This window comes from Aristaeella lactis, assembly GCF_018118585.1.
GTDB classification, from domain to species: domain Bacteria; phylum Bacillota; class Clostridia; order Christensenellales; family Aristaeellaceae; genus Aristaeella; species Aristaeella lactis.
Map to the genome: position 1 here is coordinate 3,213,285 of NZ_CP069421.1, position 21,703 is coordinate 3,234,987.

The window sequence follows — 21,703 nt, forward strand, 5'->3', positions numbered from 1 at the left end:
ATGCTGCTTACTCCCGCGGCACTTCAATACCCCTGGGCCGGGTATCCACGGAAATATATCCGTCGCCTGCAGCTTTCTCTTCCCGGAGAAAACGAACAATGGATTCATTATCTGTCGGTGCGTCTGCCTGCGGTACGACCGGTGTTTTTTCCTCAAAAACGGAACCGGGCACAGTAGCATTGAAATCGGTTGTACAGACTCGATACTGTTTCTCAGTGCCTTCCAGATCCACTTCTGTGCCGTCATCCAGGGTGATACTGAGAATAGTATATTCCCGGTCCGCACGATCCATGGTTTCATCACCAGTAGCAGAATAAGTAAACGACAGACCGCTCATCTGATCACCATAATTAGGCGTTTTCAGGCCATCCGCCAGCTGCTTTGCAAGCTCCGGTCCGGTGACATCAAAGACCAGCAGCGAATTTCCGAACGGTGCAATGGAATAGATATCATTCACGGTGATCTCACGGGTTGTCTGTCCATCCGGAATCAGGAAGCTGGTACGGATACCGCCATTGTTGTAAAACGCTGCCTGGGTTCCCTGATCCCGGGTTATCTTCATCATCAGGCCGGTGATGAAGTTGCCTGCATTGTTTGCGCCTACAGTTTTCGTTTTCAGGACCGGAGTGTCAATCCAGCCCAGAACTTCACTCATTTCGTCCCGGATAGCATCCCAGCCGGCATGGGAGAGAGCTATGATCTCCGGATCCAGCGTCGGCCGATTCTCCTCTGTGTCAAAGAGAGATTCCTTTTCGGCTGTAATGTCTGTATACTGCATGTTTTCCACGGTTACGCCGCTGTTTGCGTCGATCAGCAGTTCAGCGGAGGCAAACCCGTTGGCATAGTAATATCCCTGGATATAGGGAACGCCGCTTTTGGCTGTTTCCGCAAGGATATGATTGGTATGGCCTCCGCAGACCAGGTTTACCTGTGCCGGATCCATGGCTTCAGCCACCTGGACAGGCTTATCATGGACGATCAGGATGACGGCGTCCGGCTTTTCTCTTTCACGAATTTCGCGGATCAGCGTGTCAAGCTTCGACAGGCTGGGATCAATGGAATAAGGCGCAATTTTGGAGGTCATAATGGTTCCTCTGTAATCCGGAATATAACCGATGACAGCGATCCGCAGCCCGGCTTTTTCGATGATCGCATAATCTTTGGTAAATGGAACGCGCTCACCGGAAACGGCATCATACAGATTGGACGCAAGGACCGGAATTTTCGGGTCTCCGAAATAATCGCCCAATACATAGGGCGCCACGGTTCCATCAGAATCTCCCGCGTATTCATCAACGCCCCAGTCAAATTCGTGATTGCCCAGGCCAACTGCATCGTAATGCATGGTGTCCAGCATCGCCCTGATTACGGCTCCGCCGGTCATATAGGAAACAGGTGTGCCCTGATAAAGATCGCCGCCGTCAAGCAACAGGACATCATCATATTTGCCGGAATTTCTTGCTTCATTGACAAGGTAAGCAATCCGGGCCATCCGGTACTGGAACTTATCCTCGCTGCCTGCGGATACATCCATGATGTAGCCATGGATATCTGTTGTTTCGATCACGAGGATACGTTTTGTATCTTCAGGGACACTGCTTTCCGCAGAAACGGCTGAAATGCAGGATAATGACAGCATAAGTACGCATGCCAGAATAAGAGAAACAGCTTTACGGACAGTCATTCTTTTTCCTCCTCTGTTGAATGTTGTGCCGGATGACGAAAGAGTCTTTCCCGGGATGTTTGCTGTATAGATGCAGAGGAACCGTAATTTGCCGGAACAGGCTCAGCCGGTAATCTTTCAGTTTTATTGTTTCTTATATTATAATGAATCAGGCAAAGGGATTCAAGCCGAATGGATACGTGACGATTCCGGTTGATGACAGGTGTGCAATGTTCTTCTCCTGTATTCGATATAAGGATTTGCTTGACACCTGCGGACAGGATGGATACAATACGTGTAATTTCATACGAAACCGTTGAAGCGGAGATCAAAGCGGCAATGCCCTTACAGAGAGTCCGGGAAGGTGAAAGCCGGGCAGGAAACAAACCGCCAAATGGACCGCCGAGGGCGCAGTCAAAGGCTTAGGCTGAGTATTCTGCGACGTGAGGCACGCGTAAGTGGCCGGGGATATGAAGGTATCCCGCAGAGAGCACGGTCATACCGTGAAACAGGGTGGCACCGCGAAGTATATTCGTCCCTGACAGAGTAAATCTGTCAGGGACGATTTTTGTTTAATGAACAATGAACAATTAACAATGAACAATGATAAAGTGACGGGAGCTGAGAAGCGATGAAGATTACACCCACCCAGGAAGAAGTGGCAAAGTACAGGGAGACGGGACTGTATAAGGTAGTGCCGGTCAGCTGTGAGCTTCTGGCGGATATCTGCACGCCGATCCAGGCAATCCGGAAACTGAAGAATGTTTCCTCCCATTGCTTCCTGCTGGAGTCCGCGGAACCGCAGGAGAAGTGGGGACGATACACGTTCCTGGGCTATGATCCGAAAATGAGCATCTCCTGTGTGAACGGGGAAATGCGGATCAATGAGCTGAAAATCCGGACGGAGGATCCTTCCGCTGTGCTGAGGCAGATCCTGGCGGAGTATAAAAGTCCCCGCATTCCGGGACTGCCGCCCTTTACCGGCGGCCTGACCGGATATTTCTCCTACGATTACCTGAATTATTCCGAACCGACGACCCGCAGGGAGACGGAAGATACGGAGCATTTCCAGGATGTGGATCTGATGCTCTTTGACAAGGTGATCGCCTTTGATAACCTGCGGCAGAAGATCATCCTGATCGTCAACGTAAAACTGGACGAGGGAGAAGCCGGATACCACAGGGCGGAAATGGAACTGGAGGAGCTGAAGAAACTCATTACGGAAGGCGCGGAAGCGAAGGATGAACCCGGGCGCCTGACCGGAGAAGTGACGCCGCTGTTCAACAAGACGGAATACTGTGCCATGGTGGAGAAAGCCCGGCATTACATCAAAGAAGGAGACATTTTCCAGATCGTCCTGTCCAACAGGCTGAGCGCACCGTATGAGGGCAGCCTGCTGAACATGTACCGGATGCTGCGGACGGTCAATCCGTCTCCCTACATGTTCTACTTTTCCGGAACGGATGTGGAGGTTGCCGGAGCAAGTCCGGAAACACTGGTGAAGCTGGAAAACGGCATCCTGCATACTTATCCGCTGGCCGGTACCCGGCCTCGGGGAAAAACCACGGAGGAGGATAAGCGGCTGGAGGAAGAACTGCTGCGGGATGAAAAGGAACTGGCGGAACATAATATGCTGGTGGATCTGGGACGGAACGACCTGGGCAGGATCTCAAAGTTCGGCAGCGTACAGGTGGAAACATTCCACGATATCCTGCGGTTTTCCCATGTGATGCACATCGGTTCCACAGTGTGCGGGGAGATCCGGGAGGACAAGGACGCGCTGGACGCTATTGAGGCGGTACTGCCGGCAGGTACGCTGTCGGGTGCTCCGAAAATCCGGGCCTGCCAGCTGATCGGTGAGCTGGAGAACAACAAGCGGGGGATCTACGGCGGAGCGATCGGTTATATCGACTTTGCCGGAAACATGGATACCTGCATCGCGATCCGGATCGCGTACAAGAAGAATGGTAAAGTATTCATCCGTTCCGGGGCTGGCATCGTATATGATTCCGTTCCGGAAAAGGAACACGAGGAATGCCTGAACAAGGCCCGGGCGGTACTCGCCTCCCTGGAGAAAGCCGGAAAGGAGATAGACGGATGACGCTGCTGATCGACAACTATGACAGCTTTTCCTACAACCTGTTTCAGTATGTGGGAGAACTGGATCCGGATATCCGGGTAATCCGGAACGACGAGATGAACCTTGAGGAGATCCGGGCCCTGAAGCCGGACAGGATCATTCTTTCTCCCGGTCCCGGACGGCCGGAAGATGCCGGGATCACGCAGGCAGCAGCCGGGGAGCTTGGCAAGGAAATCCCGCTGCTGGGAGTGTGCCTGGGGCACCAGGCGATCTGCGCGGCCTTCGGTGCGACAGTAACCTACGCCAAAGCCCTGATGCACGGGAAACAGTCCGTGGTACGGCAGGAGGGCAACAGCCCGCTGTTTGCGGGACTGCCGGAAACTTTCGCGGTGGCACGGTATCATTCCCTGGCCGCGGATCCGGAAACCATGCCGGAGTGCCTGATGGTGACGGCCAGGACGGAAGACGGCGAGGTCATGGCGGTGCAGCATAAGGAGTATCCGATCTACGGGGTACAGTTTCATCCGGAAAGCATACTCACGCCATCAGGCCACAAAATGCTTGAGCATTTTATGGCACTGAAGGCGTGAAATGCAGAATGCAGAATGCAGAATGCAGAATTCAGAATTAATACTGAAGCTGCTCATAATGTGTATTACAGATTGGATAGATACAGAGTAACGGATTGATAAAACAGAGTCTATTATAAAAGGAGAGAAAAAGATGATTAAGGAAGCTATTGTGAAGATTGTCAGCAAGGAAGACCTGACCTATGAGGAAGCCTATACCGTGATGAATGAGATCATGAGCGGGGAGACCACACCGACCCAGAACGCGGCTTTCCTGGCGTCCCTGTCCACCAAGAGCGCCCGGGCGGAGACCACGGACGAGATTGCCGGTTGTGCCGCGGCGATGAGGGAAAAAGCAACCCGCGTGGAAGCAGGGGACGAACTGTTTGAGATCGTCGGTACCGGCGGAGACAACGCCCACAGCTTCAACATCTCCACAACGTCGGCGCTGGTGGCCGCAGCGGGCGGCATGCGGGTCGCCAAGCACGGTAACCGGGCTGCCTCCAGCAAATGCGGTACGGCGGACTGCCTGGAAGCACTGGGTGTGAACATTGACCAGAGTCCGGATAAGTGCCGTGAACTGCTGGACAAGGCCGGCATGTGCTTCTTCTTTGCCCAGAAATATCACACTTCCATGAAGTATGTGGGTGCCATCCGGAAGGAACTGGGATTCCGGACCGTGTTCAACATCCTGGGACCGCTGACCAATCCGGGACATCCTTCCATGCAGCTGCTGGGCGTGTATGACGAGTATCTGGTACAGCCCCTGGCCCAGGTGCTGATGAATCTGGGCGTAAAGCGCGGCATGGTGGTTTACGGACAGGACAAACTGGACGAGATCTCCATGAGCGCGCCGACGACGGTCTGCGAATTCAAGGACGGCTGGATGAAGAACTATGTGATCACTCCCGAACAGTTCGGCCTGAAACGCTGCGCAAAACAGGACCTGGTCGGCGGAACCCCGGCGGAGAATGCCGAAGTCACGAAGGCAATCCTTGCGGGCAAGAAGGGACCAAAACGGGATGCCGTCCTGATGAACGCCGGCGCGGCCCTGTATATCGGCGGCAAAGCGGAAAGCCTGGCCGCAGGAATCAAACTGGCGGCGGAGATCATTGACAGCGGAAAAGCTACGGAGACGCTTGAGAAACTTATAAAAGTTTCTCAAGAATGAATTATTGATCTGCAGTCAATATGAATTATTCGGCTGACGCCGAATATGAATTATTGGGCTTCGCCCAATATGTAAGTTACAGGAGACAGTCAGATGAACATACTGGATAAGCTTGCGGATCTTTCCCGGGAATGGGCGAAGAGAGAACAGGAGACGGTTTCGGCAGAAGAACTGCGGGAACAGGCAAAAGCACTGGGCAAGGGAAACGGGGAGGCGTTCCTTTCCGCACTGAAAAAGCCGGGGATCTCCTTTATCTGCGAGATCAAGAAGGCGTCTCCCTCCAAGGGACTGATCTCCCCGGACTTTCCCTACCTGAAGATCGCGGAGGCCTATGAACAAGCCGGGGCGGACTGCATCTCCTGCCTGACGGAGCCGGAATACTTCCTGGGATCCGACGACATCTTCCGCGAAGTGCGGGAAAAGGTGAACCTGCCGATGCTGCGCAAGGATTTCACGGTATGTGAGTATCAGCTGGATCAGGCAAGGGTGATGGGAGCCAATGCCGCCCTGCTGATCGTTTCCCTGATGGATGAAAGGACGCTGGCGGCTTACCTGGAGCACTGCGAAGAACTGGGGATCGCGGCACTGGTGGAAACGCATGACGAGGAAGAGATCCGGACGGCAGTTTCAGCCGGGGCAAAGATCATCGGGGTCAACAACCGGAACCTGAAGGACTTTTCCGTGGATTTCGGAAACGCGGCGAGGCTGCGGGACAGGATCCCGCCGGAATGTATCTACGTGGCGGAAAGCGGAGTCAGGACACCGGAGGATGTGCAGCGGCTGAGGCAGATCGGCGCGGATGCCGCACTGATCGGTGAAACGCTGATGCGCGCGGAAGATCCGGCGGAAACGCTAAAGAGCCTGAGACGGCAGTGATAAGCCTTCGGCTAAGTAAGGGATTCCTCCTCTACGCCTGCGGCTTCGGTCGGAATGACAACTATTGTATAGCGAGAAGGAAAGCGACATGACAAAGATCAAGATGTGCGGATTACGGCGGAAGGAAGACATTGAGGCCGTTAATGAGCTGCGGCCGGACTATGTCGGGTTTGTGTTCTTTCCGGGCAGTAAGCGTTATATCACACCGGAAACAGCGAAGGAACTGAAAGCAGGACTTGCTCCGGGAATCCGCACCGTCGGGGTGTTTGTGGATGAAAAACCGGAGAATGTTGCCTGGCTGCTGGAAGAGGGCGTGATCGACATTGCCCAGCTTCACGGGAATGAGGATGAGGCATACCTGGAAAGCCTGCGGGGACTGACGGAAAAACCGCTGATCCAGGCTTTCCGGATCCGGAGTGAGGCGGACATACAGCGGGCGATAGCTTCTTCTTCGGAGGAAATCCTGCTGGACGCCGGGGCCGGGGACGGCAGGACCTTTGACTGGAGTCTCCTGGCAAAGGTGACGCGTCCGTATTTCCTGGCGGGAGGACTGAACCCCGAAAATGTATCCGGTGCGGTCCGGACACTGAATCCCTATGCGGTGGACGTTTCTTCCGGCATTGAAACAGACGGATTCAAGGATAAAGAAAAAATGCGCGCTTTTGTGCGGGAAATAAGAGGTGACAGGGCATGAGCAACCAGAACGGACGCTTTGGGATCCACGGCGGGCAGTATATCCCCGAGACACTGATGAACGCTGTGATCGAACTGGAAGAGGCGTATAACCATTACAAGGCGGATCCGGAATTCAACCGGGAACTGACCGCTCTCCTGAATGATTACGCAGGCCGGCCGTCCCGGCTGTATTACGCTGAAAAGATGACGAAAGACCTGGGCGGGGCAAAAATCTACCTGAAGCGGGAAGACCTGAACCATACCGGTGCGCACAAGATCAACAACGTACTGGGACAGGCGCTGCTGGCAAAGAAGATGGGCAAGACCCGCCTGATCGCTGAAACCGGCGCCGGCCAGCACGGGGTGGCGACCGCCACAGCCGCGGCCCTGATGGGGATGGAGTGCGTTGTATTCATGGGTGAGGAAGATACCATCCGCCAGGCACTGAATGTGTACCGGATGCGGCTGCTTGGCGCGGAGGTGATCCCGGTGAAGACCGGCACCGCAACCCTGAAGGATGCTGTCAGTGAGGCAATGCGGGAATGGACCAGGCGGATTGATGACACTCATTACTGCCTTGGCTCCGTGATGGGACCGCATCCGTTCCCGACGATCGTCCGGGACTTCCAGGCGGTGATCTCCAAAGAGATCAAGGAACAGATGATGGAGAAGGAAGGACGGCTGCCGGACGCGGTGATCGCGTGTGTCGGCGGCGGAAGCAACGCCATCGGCAGCTTCTATCACTTTATTGAGGATAAAGGAGTCCGCCTGATCGGCTGCGAGGCGGCTGGCCGGGGGATTGACACCTTTGAAACCGCCGCGACGATGAATACCGGGCGGCTGGGAATCTTCCATGGCATGAAGAGCTATTTCTGCCAGGATGAGTACGGCCAGATCGCTCCGGTGTATTCCATCTCGGCCGGACTGGATTATCCCGGCGTCGGTCCGGAACACGCCTGGCTGCACGATATCGGGCGGGCGGAATATGTGCCGGTGACGGACGAGGAAGCCGTCTGTGCCTTTGAGTACCTGGCAAAGACCGAAGGGATCATTCCAGCGATCGAGTCGGCCCATGCCGTGGCGTACGCCCGGAAAATCGCGCCGGAAATGAAACCGGACCAGACCATTGTGATTACCGTTTCGGGACGCGGAGACAAGGATTGTGCCGCGATCGCCCGCTACAGGGGGGAGGATCTCCATGAGTAAGATCGCATCTGCTTTTGACCACGGAAAGGCTTTTATCGCTTTCATTACCTGCGGGGATCCGGATCTTGACACTACAGGCCGGGCCGTGCGCGCGGCCGTTGAGAACGGTGCTGACCTGATCGAACTGGGCATCCCTTTTTCCGATCCCACAGCGGAAGGCCCGGTGATCCAGGAGGCCAGCCTGCGGGCACTGCAGGCGGGCACCACAACAGACCGAATCTTCGGCTTTGTGAAGGAACTGCGGACAGACGTTACGGTTCCCATGGTCTTCATGACCTATGCCAATGTGATCTTCTCCTACGGCGCGGAGAAATTTATCTCCACCTGCGCACAGATCGGGATCGACGGACTGATCCTGCCGGATCTGCCCTTTGAGGAGAAAGAGGAGTTCCTGCCCCTGTGCCGGCAGTACGGGGTGGACCTGATCTCGCTGATCGCCCCGACGTCTGAAAACCGGGTGGCAATGATCGCCCGGGAGGCGGAGGGCTTTATCTACCTGGTATCCAGCCTTGGCGTGACCGGAACCCGCAGTGAGATCACCACGGATCTGGTACCGATCATCCGGACGATCCGGGAAAACGCAAAGGTGCCGGTGGCCATCGGCTTCGGTATTTCCACACCGGAGCAGGCGAAGAAGATGGCGGCGATCTCCGACGGCGCGATCGTTGGATCGGCGATTGAAAAGATCCTTGCACAGCACGGCAAGGAATCGGCTGAATATATCGGCGATTATGTCCGGTCCATGAAGAACGCACTGAAAGAACTGAACTAAGAGGGAAAAAACATGATTCGACAACTGTCCATTTTCGCGGAAAACAAAAAAGGCGCCATGAACCGGATTACCCAGATCCTGGCGGACGCCGGTATCAACATGAACACCCTGATCACAAATGACAGCGCTGAATTCGGCATTATCCGCATGCTGGTATCTGATACGGACCGGGCCGCGGATGAACTGCAGGCGGACGGATATATGTGCCATACGGACTATGTGGCCGCTGTGGAGATCGGAGACGAATGCGGCAGCCTGAATGACCTGCTGACGGTGATCAATGACGGCAATATCAACCTGGATTACCTCTATGTGACCTACAATACGCTGAGCAGGCTGCCGGTGGCAATCCTGAAGGCATCCGACCTGATGGAAGTGGAAGGTTTCCTGCAGGCAAAGGGATATAAAACCCTGGAGCGGATAGACTGAAACCAACCATTTCAATGCGTCCTTCGGACGTAGTAAGGGATTCCTCGACTACGCTCGGAATGACACTTTGGTACATGAAAATATACGCCCTGACGAACAGACCGTCAGGGCGTTTGCTCATAACAGTTTATTTTTTCTTTACTTTGAAGAAGACCGCGGCCAGCGGCGGGAGAACGATCTCGCAGGAGAAGGGATGCTCCTCCTGGGGGATTTCTTCCGCATGAAGGACTGTGCCGTTATAGAGGTTGCTGCCGCCGTATTCCGCTTTGTCGGAATTGAGGATCTCGGTCAGTTCACAGTCAAAGGGCAGGCCGATGCGGTAATTCAGGTAGGGCTGGGGAGTGAAGTTTACCGCGCAGACGATGGAACTGCCTTTATCATCGGATCGCATCACAGCAGCCGCACTGCGCTGTTTGTCGTTCACGTTCAGCCACTTGAAGCCGTCCCAGCTGTCATCGATCCTGTGCAGGGCAGGCTCGCTGCTGTACAGGTGATTCAGTTCCTTTACATATTTCTGCAGGTCAGGATGCTTTTCGTAACCAAGGAGGAACCAGTCAAGCTGCTGCTGATCCCGCCATTCCACAAACTGGCCGAACTCTCCGCCCATGAACAGCAGTTTTTTGCCGGGATGCACCATGTAATATCCGTACAGCGCGCGCAGGCCCGCGAACTTCTTCCAGAGGTCGCCGGGCTGCTTGTCCAGCATGGAGCCCTTGCAGTGAACCACTTCATCGTGTGAGAAGGGCAGCACATAGTTTTCGCTGAAAGCGTACATCATCGAGAAGGTGATCTTGTCGTGATGGTACTGCCGGTAGATCGGGTCGAGGGCGATGTAGGAGAGAATATCATTCATCCAGCCCATATTCCATTTGAAACTGAAACCAAGTCCGCCGTCCTTTACGGGATGGGTGACCTTGGGATAGGCGGTGGATTCCTCTGCCACGGTGATGGCACCGGGACACTCCGTGCTAACGGCTTCGTTCAAGTGCTGCAGGAAACGCACCGCGTCCAGGTTCTCATGACCGCCGTACTGGTTGGGCACCCACTGGCCGGATTCCTTGCCGAAATCCAGGTACAGCATACAGCTGACCGCATCGCAGCGCAGGCCGTCGGCATGGTATTCCCTGAGCCAGAAAATGGCGTTGGACAGGAGAAAACTGACCGCTTCACCCCGGGCGTAGTCGAACAGAAGCGTTCCCCACTGAGGCATTTCAGCACGGCGGGAATCCGCGTGCTCATAGCAGGGCGTACCGTCGAACAGGCGCAGCCCTGCCTCGTCCTTGGGGAAGTGGGCGGGGACCCAATCGAGGATGACCGCTATGCCGGCCTGGTGAAGCCTGTCCACCAGATACCGAAGCTGGTCGGGTGTGCCGTAACGGGAGGTGGGAGCGTAATAGCCGATTACCTGATAGCCCCAGGAACCATCAAAGGGATGCTCCATGACGGGCATAAACTCCACATGGGTATAGCCCATCTCCTGCAGGTAGGGAACCAGCTGGTCAGCAATTTCAGCGTAGTTCAGGATGCGGCCGTTTTCGCCCCTGCGCCAGGTTCCCAGGTGCATCTCATAAATATTCATGGGCTCACGGACGGCTTCTTTTTCCCTCCTGGCTTCCATCCACGCACTGTCGTTCCACTGATAGGATGACAGGTCCCGCAGCTTGCTGCCGTTGCTGGGCCGCAGTTCCATCTCAAAGCCGTAGGGGTCGGCCCGCATGTGCCATTCCCCGTTGGCACAGAGAACGGCGTATTTATAGGTGCGGAGCAGCTCTGCGGCTTCAGGACTGGAGGCGTTTTCCTGACCGGGTTCGGGTCGGAACAGGGTATCCGGCAGGCGCAGCTCCCATATGCCGTCATACTGCTTGGCCATGGGGTAAGCTTCCGTGTCCCAGTTGCAGAACCCGCCGACAAGGGAAACCCGCTGGGCATTGGGAGCCCAGACGGAGAAATGCCATTTCAGTTCACCGTTTTCCTCCACGGGATGCGCGCCTAAAAAATCATACGCGTTGACGCAGTTTCCCGCATGAAAGCTGTCACGCCGCTGTCCGTCCGGCGGATTGTACCACATATGCCAGCCCCCTTTTTCTTTTTTCCGTAAGATGATTATACCATATTCATATCCGTATGTATCTTTTCGGTGCAGAATTTTGGATCAGTTCCGGAAAAAACGTGCCTACGCCGGAAATTTGGATGAAATTCCTGCCAGTAATGTGAATATTGGAAAAACAGGGAACATTTCCGTGAAATTGTGATATACTATATGTACCATACAATACAGACCAGTTTTACATTCTTATGATACCGACAGCAGACAGACGGAACGATTCGTTCCGCTGATGTATTCCGGCCCTTTCCGTACAGACGGCCGGACAGGAGGAGAATCAACGATGATCCGTAACGAGCCATCTATCTCCAGGGCAGATATGATCCGGTGTGCACTATGTGACCGGCCGCCGTGCGACGAGGCATGCAATGAAGTGAAACCGGCTGCATTACTGCGCAGTATCTGGTTCCGGAACGAACAGACAGCTGCTCAGCGCCTGCCGGAAACCAATCCCTGCCTGACCTGCCCGGCACCCTGCGAGCGGGCTTGTGTCCGTGCCGGTGAGGTTCCGGTGCGGGATCTGATCAACCGTCTGTACTACCAGGTGAAACCGGACTGTGAAACGAAGCTGCCGGAGAATGAAGAACGGCTGCGGTGCGACCTGTGCGGGGTTCCGCTGGAGAATCCGTTTATCCTGGCGTCTTCCGTGGTGGCAAGCACTTATGATATGTGCGCCCGTGCTTTTGAGGCGGGCTGGGCAGGGATCAGCTTCAAGACGGTCTGTACCCTGGATATCCATGAGGCTTCACCCCGCTTTTCCGCAATTACGGGCAGCGACGGGAGTATCATCGGCTTTAAGAATATTGAGCAGCTCTCTGATCACAGTGTGGCGGAGAATATGGAAATCTTCCGTCGGCTGAAAAAGAACTATCCCACCAAGGTCATTCTGGCCTCCATTATGGGACAGAATGAGGCGGAGTGGAAGGAACTGGCCAGGCTTTGCGAGGAAAATGGCGCGGATGCGGTGGAGCTGAATTTTTCCTGCCCCAACATGGCGGAGGGCGGCCTGGGCAGCGATATCGGCCAGGTACCGGAACTGGTGGAACGCTTTACCGCGGCAGCCAGGAGATCCTGCCATATTCCGCTGCTGGTGAAACTGACACCCAACGTGGCTTCCATGAGCGAGGCAGCGGAGGCAGCTATGCGCGGAGGCGCGGATGGGCTCGCAGCGATCAATACCATTAAATCCATCGTGGGGGTGAATCCTCATACCTATATCTCCGCTCCTGCGGTCCACGGACAAAGCGCAGTAGGAGGATACAGCGGAAACGCCGTCAAACCCATAGCGCTCAGGTTTATCGCGGAGCTGGGGAAAAACCCGAAACTGAAAGGAATGCACCTGTCCGCCATCGGAGGCATTGAGACCTGGCAGGACGCTCTGGAATTCATCCTGCTTGGAGGCCGAAGCCTGCAGGTGGCAACGGCGGTGATGCAGTACGGTTACCGGATCATTGACGACCTGAAGGACGGTCTGAACCTGTACCTGACGGAAAAGGGATTTTCCGGTGTTCGGGAAGCGACGGGCCTTGGACTGGATGTACTGAATGAAAACACCCAGACACTGGAACGGGATACTGTGATCTTTCCGCAGTTTGTTATGGAACGCTGTATCGGCTGCGGCCGGTGCGGAATTGCCTGCAGGGACGGCGGACACCAGGCCATCGGGATGAATGAAGAACGCCGGCCGGTTCTGAACGGGAAGCGATGCGTCGGCTGCCACCTGTGCCTGCTGGTCTGCCCGCAGCGGGCGATCATTCCCGGAAACAAAAGGATTACGCGTCACTGAACCGGACACTGTATACAACTGCCACAGTCCGGGACAGGGCGTATCAACAGGTACCTGACGGGGAACAGCTCCGGCGGGGCAGAAAGAAGGAGGACATTCCCGATGAAGAAAACATTGTCACTGATCCTGGCAGCGGCTATCCTGCTGGGCAGCCTGGTGATGACCGCTGCGGCGTCAGCGGATGGAATGTATATTATTACTGACAGCGATACACGGGAACTGACCAGAGACGAACTCTGGGAATACCAGTATGATACGCTCCTGTACGCTTTCAATGAGATCTACGCGCGGCACGGATACAAGTTTGAGACCGGAAGCCGCTGCTATAACTGGTTTACGCAGATGCCCTGGTATGTTCCGAATGAAAACGAAAACAGCAAGGATCATCATGAAACATACTCCCACTGCTCCGCGACTGAGAACAGGAATGTGGACCTGATTAAGGATGTACGCCGGGAGATGCGGGAGCTGAAGACCACAAACCCGAAGGGAAAGGGAATGCCCACACCGCCGGCGCAGGATGTGAACAAGCCGCGGGGCTTTAACTACGTGAAGCTGGACGCTAACCAGAAACTGGCGGTTTATACCGCTCCTTCAGCGAAAGCCTACCGGGCGAACAACGGCAAGGCTGCTGTAAGCACAAACGGCGCGGTATACGCACTGGGGTGGGATAACGGCTGGATGCTGATGCTTTATGAGGCGGACAAGGCCGGACAGTACCGGATCGGCTATGTGGACGGGGCAAAAATCAAAGGGAAGAAGCCCGCACTGGATCAGCTGAGCTGGGACGGAAGCATGTGTGAAGTGGAAACGGCCACAGCCCTGACGGATGATCCGGCCCTGACCGGCAGGACGCTGGTGCAGCTGCCCGCAGGGACAAGGGTTACCTACCTGACCACCATGTACAATTCCACCGCGTGGGATTATATCGAGACGACCATTAACGGGGAAACAGCCCGGGGCTTTGTGCCCGGCGGGATGCTGTCCATTACGGGCGTGGATATTACCGAACAGCAGACGCCCGAAGGAGACGGCTGATAAATGCGTCACGGATCCGTGAAACAGGGAGGGAAAAACGGAATGAAGAGGATGCTTCTTCCTTTGCTGGTGCTTGCATTGCTCTGTATGGGCCTGACAGCGGCGGCAGAGGGAAACGATGCGATCACACTGGAAGTGAATACCGGAAAGATTGCGGTCTATGCCGCGGATGATCCGTACCTGGCCGGACTGACAGACCAGGCGGACGGCGAAGTGCTTCCGGTGATGGTGATCCCCGCAAAAAAAGGATTCCAGCTTCGCGCTTCGGTGCAGCCTACCACGGTGAGGAACAGGCGGGTTACCCTGACTTCGGACAACCCGGAGATCGTGAAGATCTATGAGAACACTGTAACGGGGCGAAAGGCAGGGGAAACCTTCCTGACAATTGCCAGTGTACAGGATCCGTCCGTAACCGTACGGTACCGGGTGATCGTAACCCAGCCTGTGAGCAGGATCTCCGTAACCGCACCTGAGAAGAATGTGGCGGTCGGCGGCAGTATCACACTGAATGCCGCGATCCTTCCGGAAGACGCAACGATCAAACAGGTGACCTGGTCTTCCGCGGATGAGCGGATCGCCACGGTGGACGCAAACGGCACCGTGACCGGTGTGAAACGCGGTACGGCCAGAATTACCGCTGCTGCGACAGACGGAAGCAATATCCGGGCGAGCATCAATCTCCAGGTGATCCAGACAGCCGGAGAGATCACACTGGACACAACGGAGCTGACGGTTGATACCGGCAGGACGGGCATGCTGAAGGCAACGGTGCTGCCTAAGGATACAAACGATAAGAATGTTATCTGGACATCCTCTGATGAAAGCATCGCAAAGGTGAACGCACAGGGCCGGGTGACCGGTGTTTCCCTGGGGGATTGCGAGATCACCTGTACCAGCAGGGTGAACGGAGCGGTTCAGGCGAAAGCGGTTGTGCATGTGCAGCAACCGGTCACAAAAGTGTCTTTCGGGGAGGCGCAGATTGTCTACGCCGGGGAAAGCTGTAAAGTGACCTGGACCATTGAGCCGGCCAATGCTACCAACCAGGCGGTTAAGCTGAGCTCCTCCAACGAGAAGGTGCTGACAGTCAGCGAAGACGGCACCGTGACGGGTATCCAGGCCGGCGAGGCTTATGTCAGGGCAGTTACAACGGACGGCTCCAACCGGCAGGCCAAGGTAAAGGTGCGGGTGCTGCAGCACGTGACCGGCGTTCACATGAGACGCAAGACTGCTTATGTTGACGTGAAACAGACCTCCACAGCCGGCGCGATCCTGGAACCTGAGAAAGCGACCAACCGCAACATGACCTGGGAAACGGCAGATGCCTCCGTGGCGACAGTGGCGCCTGAGAAGAAGACACCGAACAAGGTGCGGATCACCGGCGTCAGCAGGGGTGAGACCATTGTGACAGGCACGACGGAAGACGGCGGATTCCAAACCTCCATTCTGGTCAGGATCGGAGACTGGGAGAAATCCCTGAAGCTGACGGATGCCTATGTCAAGGGAACGGATGCCCGCCTGACGGTGAAAAACAACAGTGATCTGACGATCACCTCCATTACCGTGGAAGTATCCGTTTTCGATAATGACGGGAAGCCGGTACCCTGCAATAAGAAGGACAACAGCGGCACTTACAGGATGGTATACAAAAAGACGCTGGAGCCCGGCGCTTCCACCAGGGAAAAGGACTGGAAGACTGTTGACTTCAAGCTTCCGGATTCAACGAAAGTAAGCGAATATGTGGTGAAGATCACGGAATTTGTGATCGACAATGACTGGGTCAAGCTGATCCGGCCAAAGAATCAGCCCACGAAAAAGTGCCCGGTTCACTTATAAGCCGGTGGAATAAAGGAGGTCGGATCTGAATGAATAAGCGTATTGTCCTGCTGATGACCGCCATCCTGATGGCAGTACTGATGATCATTCCCGTATCTGTCGCGGAAGACGACACGCCGTCGGACTCCGCCGGATACTACTATGTCTATACCGAGAACGGCAAAGGACTGAATGTCCGGGCAACTCCGGGCGGCGAGATCGTCGGTTCCCTGAAATACGGAACAAGGATTTACTGCTACTACAGGGACGGCGGCAATGGCTGGGCTCTGATCGATTATACGTATAATATGCCCGGCTTCGGCAAGGGTACGTACGCCTGCTTTATTTCCAGCCGTTACCTGCGCAAGAGCAAGCCTCCGGCCAATCCCGGCTCCGAATCTTCTTCCTCTTCCTCTTCCGGAAGCAGCGACACAGCAGCGGAGATCAACAGGGAATTCAGGAGCGCGAAGAAGGTGGATCCTTTCACTGTAACAGTGCGGCCTTCCCGTGCCAGCGGATGGGTGAACCTGCGCTGGGCACCCAGCAAATCAACAGAGGTTATGGCCACCTACAAGCAGAACGAAAAGCTGCTGGTCATCCAGGAAACGAACAACTGGTACCAGGTGGAAGACCAGGATACCGGAAACGTTGGCTTTATCAGCAAGCAGTTCGTTGTGAAATGATGAACGGGGAAGCTGAAGGAGGATTACTGAGATGAAAAAGATTGCGGCTTTTATCCTGAGCCTTGTAATGCTGTTCAGCGTGTCTTCCGTCCTGGCGGAGGAGACCGCGGAGAAGGTGAACATCGGTACGGTGAGCATCAACGGCGCGTTTACCCTGCAGTGCGGTCTGCCGGAGGGGTATACCCCGATCCCGCTCTCCGTGACACCCGAGCAGGTGACGGCGGTGATCCGGTCAGAGGATCCGAACGCGCCGGTTATGCAGCTGTCTGTAGCTTATGATGAGAAATACTACGATGTGGACCGGCTGAACGATCTGTCCCAGGAGGAACTGGCCCAGCTGGAGGAAACCTATATAGAGGATGATCCTGAAGTGGAGATCACCTACGGGGAGACCGGCTATGGTACGCTGCTGCTGATCGCCCGTCATGAAACGGAGGAAATGGACTATATAGCATTCTTCTCCATCTACAAGGGATACTGCGTAGAGTTTGTGCTGGCGCCTTCGGAACAGGCGGAAGACAAGAACCTGACAGAAGAACAGCAGAAGACCAGCATCGATTTCCTGACAGATCTGGACTTCATTCCTGCAGGCGTGCCTGTTTCCGATCCGGTGGAGCAGATCGCTGACAGGAAATATATCACCAACCTGACGGATTATAATCCGCAGACCAATACAGTGAAGGCGGAGATCATGCACACGGTTACGCTGGATCCCGAAACGGTGGATGCCCTGAAACCGGGAGACATCCTGAAGGTCGGACAGTTCAGCGAGAAGATCGACAAACTGGAAAAGGATGAGGATGGCGCCATCCTGATCAATGATTATATCTGCCTTGAGAACTATGGCGGAGAATATCATGTTTCCATGTTTGAGGGCAGCTATCTGGAGCCCTTCGTTACCCTGGAGCTGGAGATCCCGGAAGATGTGACCTTTGAGGACAATATCGATCCGGAGACCGGAGATCCCCTGGAAACACCGACGCGTCATACCGCACAGGAGTTTATTGATATGCTGACCGCAGGCGGATATCCGGATTTTGCTTCGGATAATGTATATGTCTCTTATGACGAAACCGGCGAAATCATTTCCATTGAACGCGTATACACTCCCTGGCAGTGACGGAAAGAACTGAAAACAGAATAAAGGAGGATTATGATCATGACCATTACCAGCAAAAAAAACGGAACAGCTCTGGAAATCGCCCTGGAAGGACGGCTGGACACCATGACCGCTCCTGAACTGGAAGCAGAACTGGGAAAATCCCTGGAAGGCGCTGACAGCCTGACGCTGGACTTCAGCAAGCTTGAATACATCTCTTCCGCCGGACTGCGGGTACTGCTGTCCGCCCATAAAACGATGAATGCCAAAGGCGGTATGACGGTAACCCATGTTAACGAGATCGTCCAGGAAGTGTTTGAAGTGACCGGATTTTCGGAAATCCTGACGATTGAGTAAGAGGAGGAGCCTGAGAATGAAAACAGATGTGATCACGGTTTCCAGCAGAGGCAAACAGATGGAGAAAGCCCTGGAACAGGCGGACAAGGTCGCGGCCTATAAGGGCCTGTCTGCCAAAGACGCGCTGCATCTCCGGCTGCTGACCGAGGAAATGATGGGTCTGATGCGCTCCATTACCGGGGAAAAGGAAGGAACATTCTGGATCGAGGACCAGGACGGGGAATACCAGCTGCATCTGAAGGTCAGAGCCATGCTGACCAGCGAGGAAAGGGAACAGCTGCTGGCAGTATCCAGTTCCGGGAAAAATGAATCCGCCAAAGGCCTGATGGGCCGCCTGCGGGATTTCTTTGACTGGGGTTCAGACGCGGACCTTTCAGCCTATTCCAGCCCGCTGCTGCTGCCGGACGCGTTTGAACAGAGCAGTTCCCCGATGCTGGACTGGGAGTGGTCCATGTCCCGGTATGAGCGGGTACTGTCCAGCCAGATGGAACAGGGGGATCAGGCCGTGAAGGAAGCCTGGGACGAGCTGGAAAAATCCGTGGTATCCCATGTGGCGGATGACGTAAAGGTGGCGATCCGCAGCGGGACTGTGGAAATGATCATTATCAAGAAGCTGGCCTGAGACAGGTAATGCTTTTTGCATAAAGGGATATTTCTGTTACCCGGCAGCAGCGAATCAGCATGCTGCCGGTTTTCTATTGACCTGACAGGTGTTTTGAGGTATTTTGGCGGAGAAGCAACCGGAGACGACGGGGAGGAAAATGACGAATGGAAGCAGCTTTGGGAGCGAAGATCCTGAACGTCCTGCGCATAACCTTTTTAGGCGCATATAACACTACAACAGCAATACTGGGTGCTATCTACCTGATCAGCCTGTGGAGGCTGTTTGTTAAGTGCGGCGTGAAGGGCTGGTGGGCCCTGGTGCCTGTCGCAAGGGTATATAAGCTCGCCCTGTGCGCGGACCGTGAACAGGAAGGCCGCACACTGACCACCCTGAATGCGGCGAACATACTGGCGAATGTCATCATGATCTTCACGGAAAGCGGAAGCATCATTTACTTTGGATGCGCGCTGATCGATTTTGCTCTCTTTTTTGCAATGCTGATCTATGAGGTTCGGGTCTTCCGGGGCCTGGCCAGGATGTTTAACAGGAGAAAGCTGTGGGTGCTTCTTTGGCTGGTCGCGGAGTGGTTTCCGATCGCTCCCCTGCTCTGGGGATTCAGTAAAAAGTACCAGCCGCTGTGGAAGGCGGAGGAGATCCGGGATGATGATGTTGAGGAGTTCTTTTCCGGCAGAAAAGCGGCTGTACTGCAGGAGGGCCTGACGATCAACCTGGAGGAACGGACAGCCCGGGAGTTCTTCAGAAAGAAAACCCTGCTGAGGGATATCCATATGGCTATTGAACCCGGACACATGGTGCTTTTGCTGGGCGGTTCAGGCGCGGGGAAGACCACTTTCCTGAATGCGGTGAACGGATATGAACGGGCACGGGCGGAAGTGACCCTGAACGGCCGGAATATGTATAAAAACTACAAAGAGATGCAGTACGATATCGGCTTTGTGCCCCAGGCAGACCTGATCCGCGGCAGCGATACCGTATACCGCACCCTGATGGACACAGCAATGCTGCGGCTTCCGAACAGTTTCTCCCGGTCGGAACGAAAGGACCGGGTTGAAGAAGTTATGGAAATGTTCGGCCTGACACCGGTTCAGCACAACCTGGTCTCCAAGCTGTCCGGCGGCCAGCGGAAGCGTCTTTCCATTGCCATGGAATTTATTCCCAATCCTACCCTGTTTATCCTGGACGAGCCGGACAGCGGCCTGGACGGCGTGATGGCGAGAGAACTGTTCAAGCAGCTGCGGAAGATCGCTGACCAGGGCAAGATCATCATTGTGATCACCCATACACCGGACCGGGTGGCGGACCTGTTTGACGATGTGATCGTGCTGGCCAAGGACGCGAAGCGAACCGGACGGCTGGCCTGGTTCGGCCCGGTTGATGAAGCACGGACGTTCTTCGAAAGGAATACCATGGAGGAAATCGTCAAGTCCGTGAACCGGGAGGAAGAAGGCGGCGACGGGCTGGCAGATGAATTCATCGTCAAGTACGCGGAGGTGCAGCATGCCTGAAACGAGCACATATACGGAACGCAAAGAGCGTGTGTTCCGGCACAGAGACCGTGCCAATCAGGTCCCGATCTTCCTGGGCAAGCAGTTTCGGTTTTTTATCAATGAAAGCGACTGGAAAGTGATCCCCATGGCAGCGGTGATCGCAGGGCTTGTCTCCATGGTGATCCGGAACAGGATTTTTGCCAATATGGAGGGCTGCCTGATCAGCGCCTTCGCCCTGACCTGCGTAGCCCTGTGGAACGGCTGCTTCAACTCCATCCAGGCTATCTGCCGGGAACGGGCGATCATTAAGCGGGAGCACCGTTCAGGCATGCATATCACATCCTATATGACCGCGCATCTGATCTACCAGCTTGTGCTGTGCATTGCCCAGACGGTGGTCAGTATGTTTGTGATGAAGGCGATGGGCGTTCCTTTTCCGGAAAAGGGAAGATTCATAGTGAGGGCCTCCTCCATGCTGAACCTGGGGATCTGTATGCTCCTGATTTCGTACGCCGCGGATATGATGAGCCTGTTCATCTCCAGCATTTCACGGACAACCACAGCAGCTATGACGGTGATGCCGTTTGTGCTGATCTTCCAGCTGGTCTTTTCCGGCAGTGTTTTTCCGCTGCCGGCCCGGGTGCAGCCCCTGTCCAATTTCACCATCTCCAATTACGGCATCAGGGCGATCGCTGCGGAATGCGGATATAACGACCTGCCGATGGCTGCCGGATGGAACGCGCTGAACAGCATGAAGAACAGCGAGATTGAAGAAACCATTACGGTGGGCCAGCTGATGGAAGTACTCAACAGCGATACCGCAGCGAAACACAGCGAGGATGTGGTGATCCCCGCACTGACCGCAGGCGAATTCGCTGATCTCCTGGGAATGAAGGAGATCAGCGAGGAGGAAAAGAAGGAAATCCTGACGAAACCTGTGACGCTGGGGGAACTGACAGCATTTGCGAATAACAGCGAAACGATCCGAAAACGGATGGATCGGAGCCGAACCGTCAAATTTTCTGTCGGGGAACTGCTGGATGTTTTCGGAGAAGAAAATGTAAAAACGTTTTTGCAGCAGAAGACAGCGGAAGCTGCCCGGAAGCCGGAGTACGGTGAGCGGTTTATTCTTATAAACCTGCTGGCTCTGGCCGGATTTGCCCTGCTTTTCGCGTTGCTGGCCACGATCGCCCTGGAACTGATCGACAAGGATAAAAGGTAAGAATGTAACAGAAAAGCCGCCGGAGTGTTCAGCTCCGGCGGCTTTGATA

19 protein-coding genes are annotated in these 21,703 nt (G+C 55.0%); 17 read left to right on the forward strand and 2 right to left on the reverse strand.

The annotated features are described in order from the left end of the window. Nucleotides 1–7 precede the first annotated feature (7 nt). Nucleotides 8–1,684 (reverse strand): bifunctional metallophosphatase/5'-nucleotidase, encoded by a 1,677-nt coding sequence (locus tag JYE50_RS14425; protein ID WP_084095682.1) that lies wholly within the window; start codon nt 1,682–1,684, stop codon nt 8–10. 610 nt (nt 1,685–2,294) lie between these two features. Here JYE50_RS14425 and trpE point away from each other — a divergent pair. From trpE to JYE50_RS14465, 8 genes are all read left to right on the forward strand, one after another. Continuing rightward, nucleotides 2,295–3,764 carry an anthranilate synthase component I gene (trpE, locus tag JYE50_RS14430; RefSeq protein ID WP_084095683.1) on the forward strand — a complete coding sequence of 490 codons (1,470 nt, stop codon included), beginning with the start codon at nt 2,295–2,297 and terminating at the stop codon, nt 3,762–3,764. After that, nucleotides 3,761–4,333, forward strand: a complete 573-nt coding sequence (locus JYE50_RS14435; protein WP_084095684.1) for an anthranilate synthase component II — start codon at nt 3,761–3,763, stop codon at nt 4,331–4,333. The genes trpE and JYE50_RS14435 overlap by 4 nt, the downstream gene beginning before the upstream one ends. 133 nt (nt 4,334–4,466) lie before the next feature. Beyond that, complete coding sequence (gene trpD, locus JYE50_RS14440) at nt 4,467–5,483, forward strand: anthranilate phosphoribosyltransferase (RefSeq protein ID WP_084095685.1); 1,017 nt, start codon at nt 4,467–4,469, stop codon at nt 5,481–5,483. A 93-nt stretch (nt 5,484–5,576) separates the two neighbouring features. Then, nucleotides 5,577–6,359 carry an indole-3-glycerol phosphate synthase TrpC gene (trpC, locus tag JYE50_RS14445; RefSeq protein WP_084095686.1) on the forward strand — a complete coding sequence of 261 codons (783 nt, stop codon included), beginning with the start codon at nt 5,577–5,579 and terminating at the stop codon, nt 6,357–6,359. Between the two features lie 88 nt (nt 6,360–6,447). Further along, the gene (locus JYE50_RS14450; RefSeq protein ID WP_084095687.1) at nt 6,448–7,053 is read left to right on the forward strand and encodes a phosphoribosylanthranilate isomerase; all 606 of its coding nucleotides are present in this window, start codon (nt 6,448–6,450) and stop codon (nt 7,051–7,053) included. Continuing rightward, nucleotides 7,050–8,240 (forward strand): tryptophan synthase subunit beta, encoded by a 1,191-nt coding sequence (gene trpB / locus JYE50_RS14455; protein WP_084095688.1) that lies wholly within the window; start codon nt 7,050–7,052, stop codon nt 8,238–8,240. The genes JYE50_RS14450 and trpB overlap by 4 nt, the downstream gene beginning before the upstream one ends. Beyond that, on the forward strand, nt 8,233–9,012 hold the full coding sequence (gene trpA, locus JYE50_RS14460; RefSeq protein ID WP_084095689.1) for a tryptophan synthase subunit alpha: 780 nt from the start codon (nt 8,233–8,235) through the stop codon (nt 9,010–9,012). The genes trpB and trpA overlap by 8 nt, the downstream gene beginning before the upstream one ends. A gap of 12 nt (nt 9,013–9,024) precedes the next feature. Then, a complete protein-coding gene (locus tag JYE50_RS14465; RefSeq protein ID WP_084095690.1) occupies nt 9,025–9,441 on the forward strand; it encodes an ACT domain-containing protein in 417 nt (138 codons plus the stop codon). 127 nt (nt 9,442–9,568) lie between these two features. On the opposite strand, the gene glgB is transcribed toward JYE50_RS14465, so the two are convergent. Continuing rightward, entirely contained in the window at nt 9,569–11,509 is a 1,941-nt protein-coding gene (gene glgB / locus JYE50_RS14470) for a 1,4-alpha-glucan branching protein GlgB (RefSeq protein WP_084095691.1), read from the reverse strand. A 319-nt stretch (nt 11,510–11,828) separates the two neighbouring features. Here glgB and preA point away from each other — a divergent pair, with 319 nt between their 5' ends. The 9 genes from preA (at nt 11,829) to JYE50_RS14515 (ending at nt 21,654) form a co-directional block, all read left to right on the forward strand. Beyond that, nucleotides 11,829–13,331, forward strand: a complete 1,503-nt coding sequence (preA, locus tag JYE50_RS14475) for an NAD-dependent dihydropyrimidine dehydrogenase subunit PreA (protein WP_084095692.1) — start codon at nt 11,829–11,831, stop codon at nt 13,329–13,331. Nucleotides 13,332–13,433: 102 nt separating this feature from the next. After that, nucleotides 13,434–14,369 carry a YARHG domain-containing protein gene (locus tag JYE50_RS14480; protein WP_084095693.1) on the forward strand — a complete coding sequence of 312 codons (936 nt, stop codon included), beginning with the start codon at nt 13,434–13,436 and terminating at the stop codon, nt 14,367–14,369. 42 nt (nt 14,370–14,411) lie between these two features. Continuing rightward, a complete protein-coding gene (locus JYE50_RS14485) occupies nt 14,412–16,202 on the forward strand; it encodes an Ig-like domain-containing protein (RefSeq protein ID WP_179138309.1) in 1,791 nt (596 codons plus the stop codon). Between the two features lie 29 nt (nt 16,203–16,231). Beyond that, on the forward strand, nt 16,232–16,864 hold the full coding sequence (locus tag JYE50_RS14490; RefSeq protein ID WP_084095695.1) for an SH3 domain-containing protein: 633 nt from the start codon (nt 16,232–16,234) through the stop codon (nt 16,862–16,864). A 31-nt stretch (nt 16,865–16,895) separates the two neighbouring features. Then, on the forward strand, nt 16,896–17,984 hold the full coding sequence (locus JYE50_RS14495) for a hypothetical protein (protein WP_084095696.1): 1,089 nt from the start codon (nt 16,896–16,898) through the stop codon (nt 17,982–17,984). 39 nt (nt 17,985–18,023) lie between these two features. Further along, the gene (locus tag JYE50_RS14500; protein WP_084095697.1) at nt 18,024–18,320 is read left to right on the forward strand and encodes an STAS domain-containing protein; all 297 of its coding nucleotides are present in this window, start codon (nt 18,024–18,026) and stop codon (nt 18,318–18,320) included. A gap of 16 nt (nt 18,321–18,336) precedes the next feature. Further along, nucleotides 18,337–18,942: a hypothetical protein gene (locus JYE50_RS14505; protein WP_084095698.1), complete on the forward strand. Its 606-nt coding sequence runs from the start codon at nt 18,337–18,339 to the stop codon at nt 18,940–18,942. 146 nt (nt 18,943–19,088) lie between these two features. Then, nucleotides 19,089–20,450 (forward strand): ATP-binding cassette domain-containing protein, encoded by a 1,362-nt coding sequence (locus tag JYE50_RS14510; protein WP_084095699.1) that lies wholly within the window; start codon nt 19,089–19,091, stop codon nt 20,448–20,450. After that, nucleotides 20,443–21,654: an ABC transporter permease gene (locus JYE50_RS14515; protein ID WP_179138310.1), complete on the forward strand. Its 1,212-nt coding sequence runs from the start codon at nt 20,443–20,445 to the stop codon at nt 21,652–21,654. Before JYE50_RS14510 ends, JYE50_RS14515 begins: the two co-directional genes overlap by 8 nt. Nucleotides 21,655–21,703 lie beyond the last annotated feature (49 nt).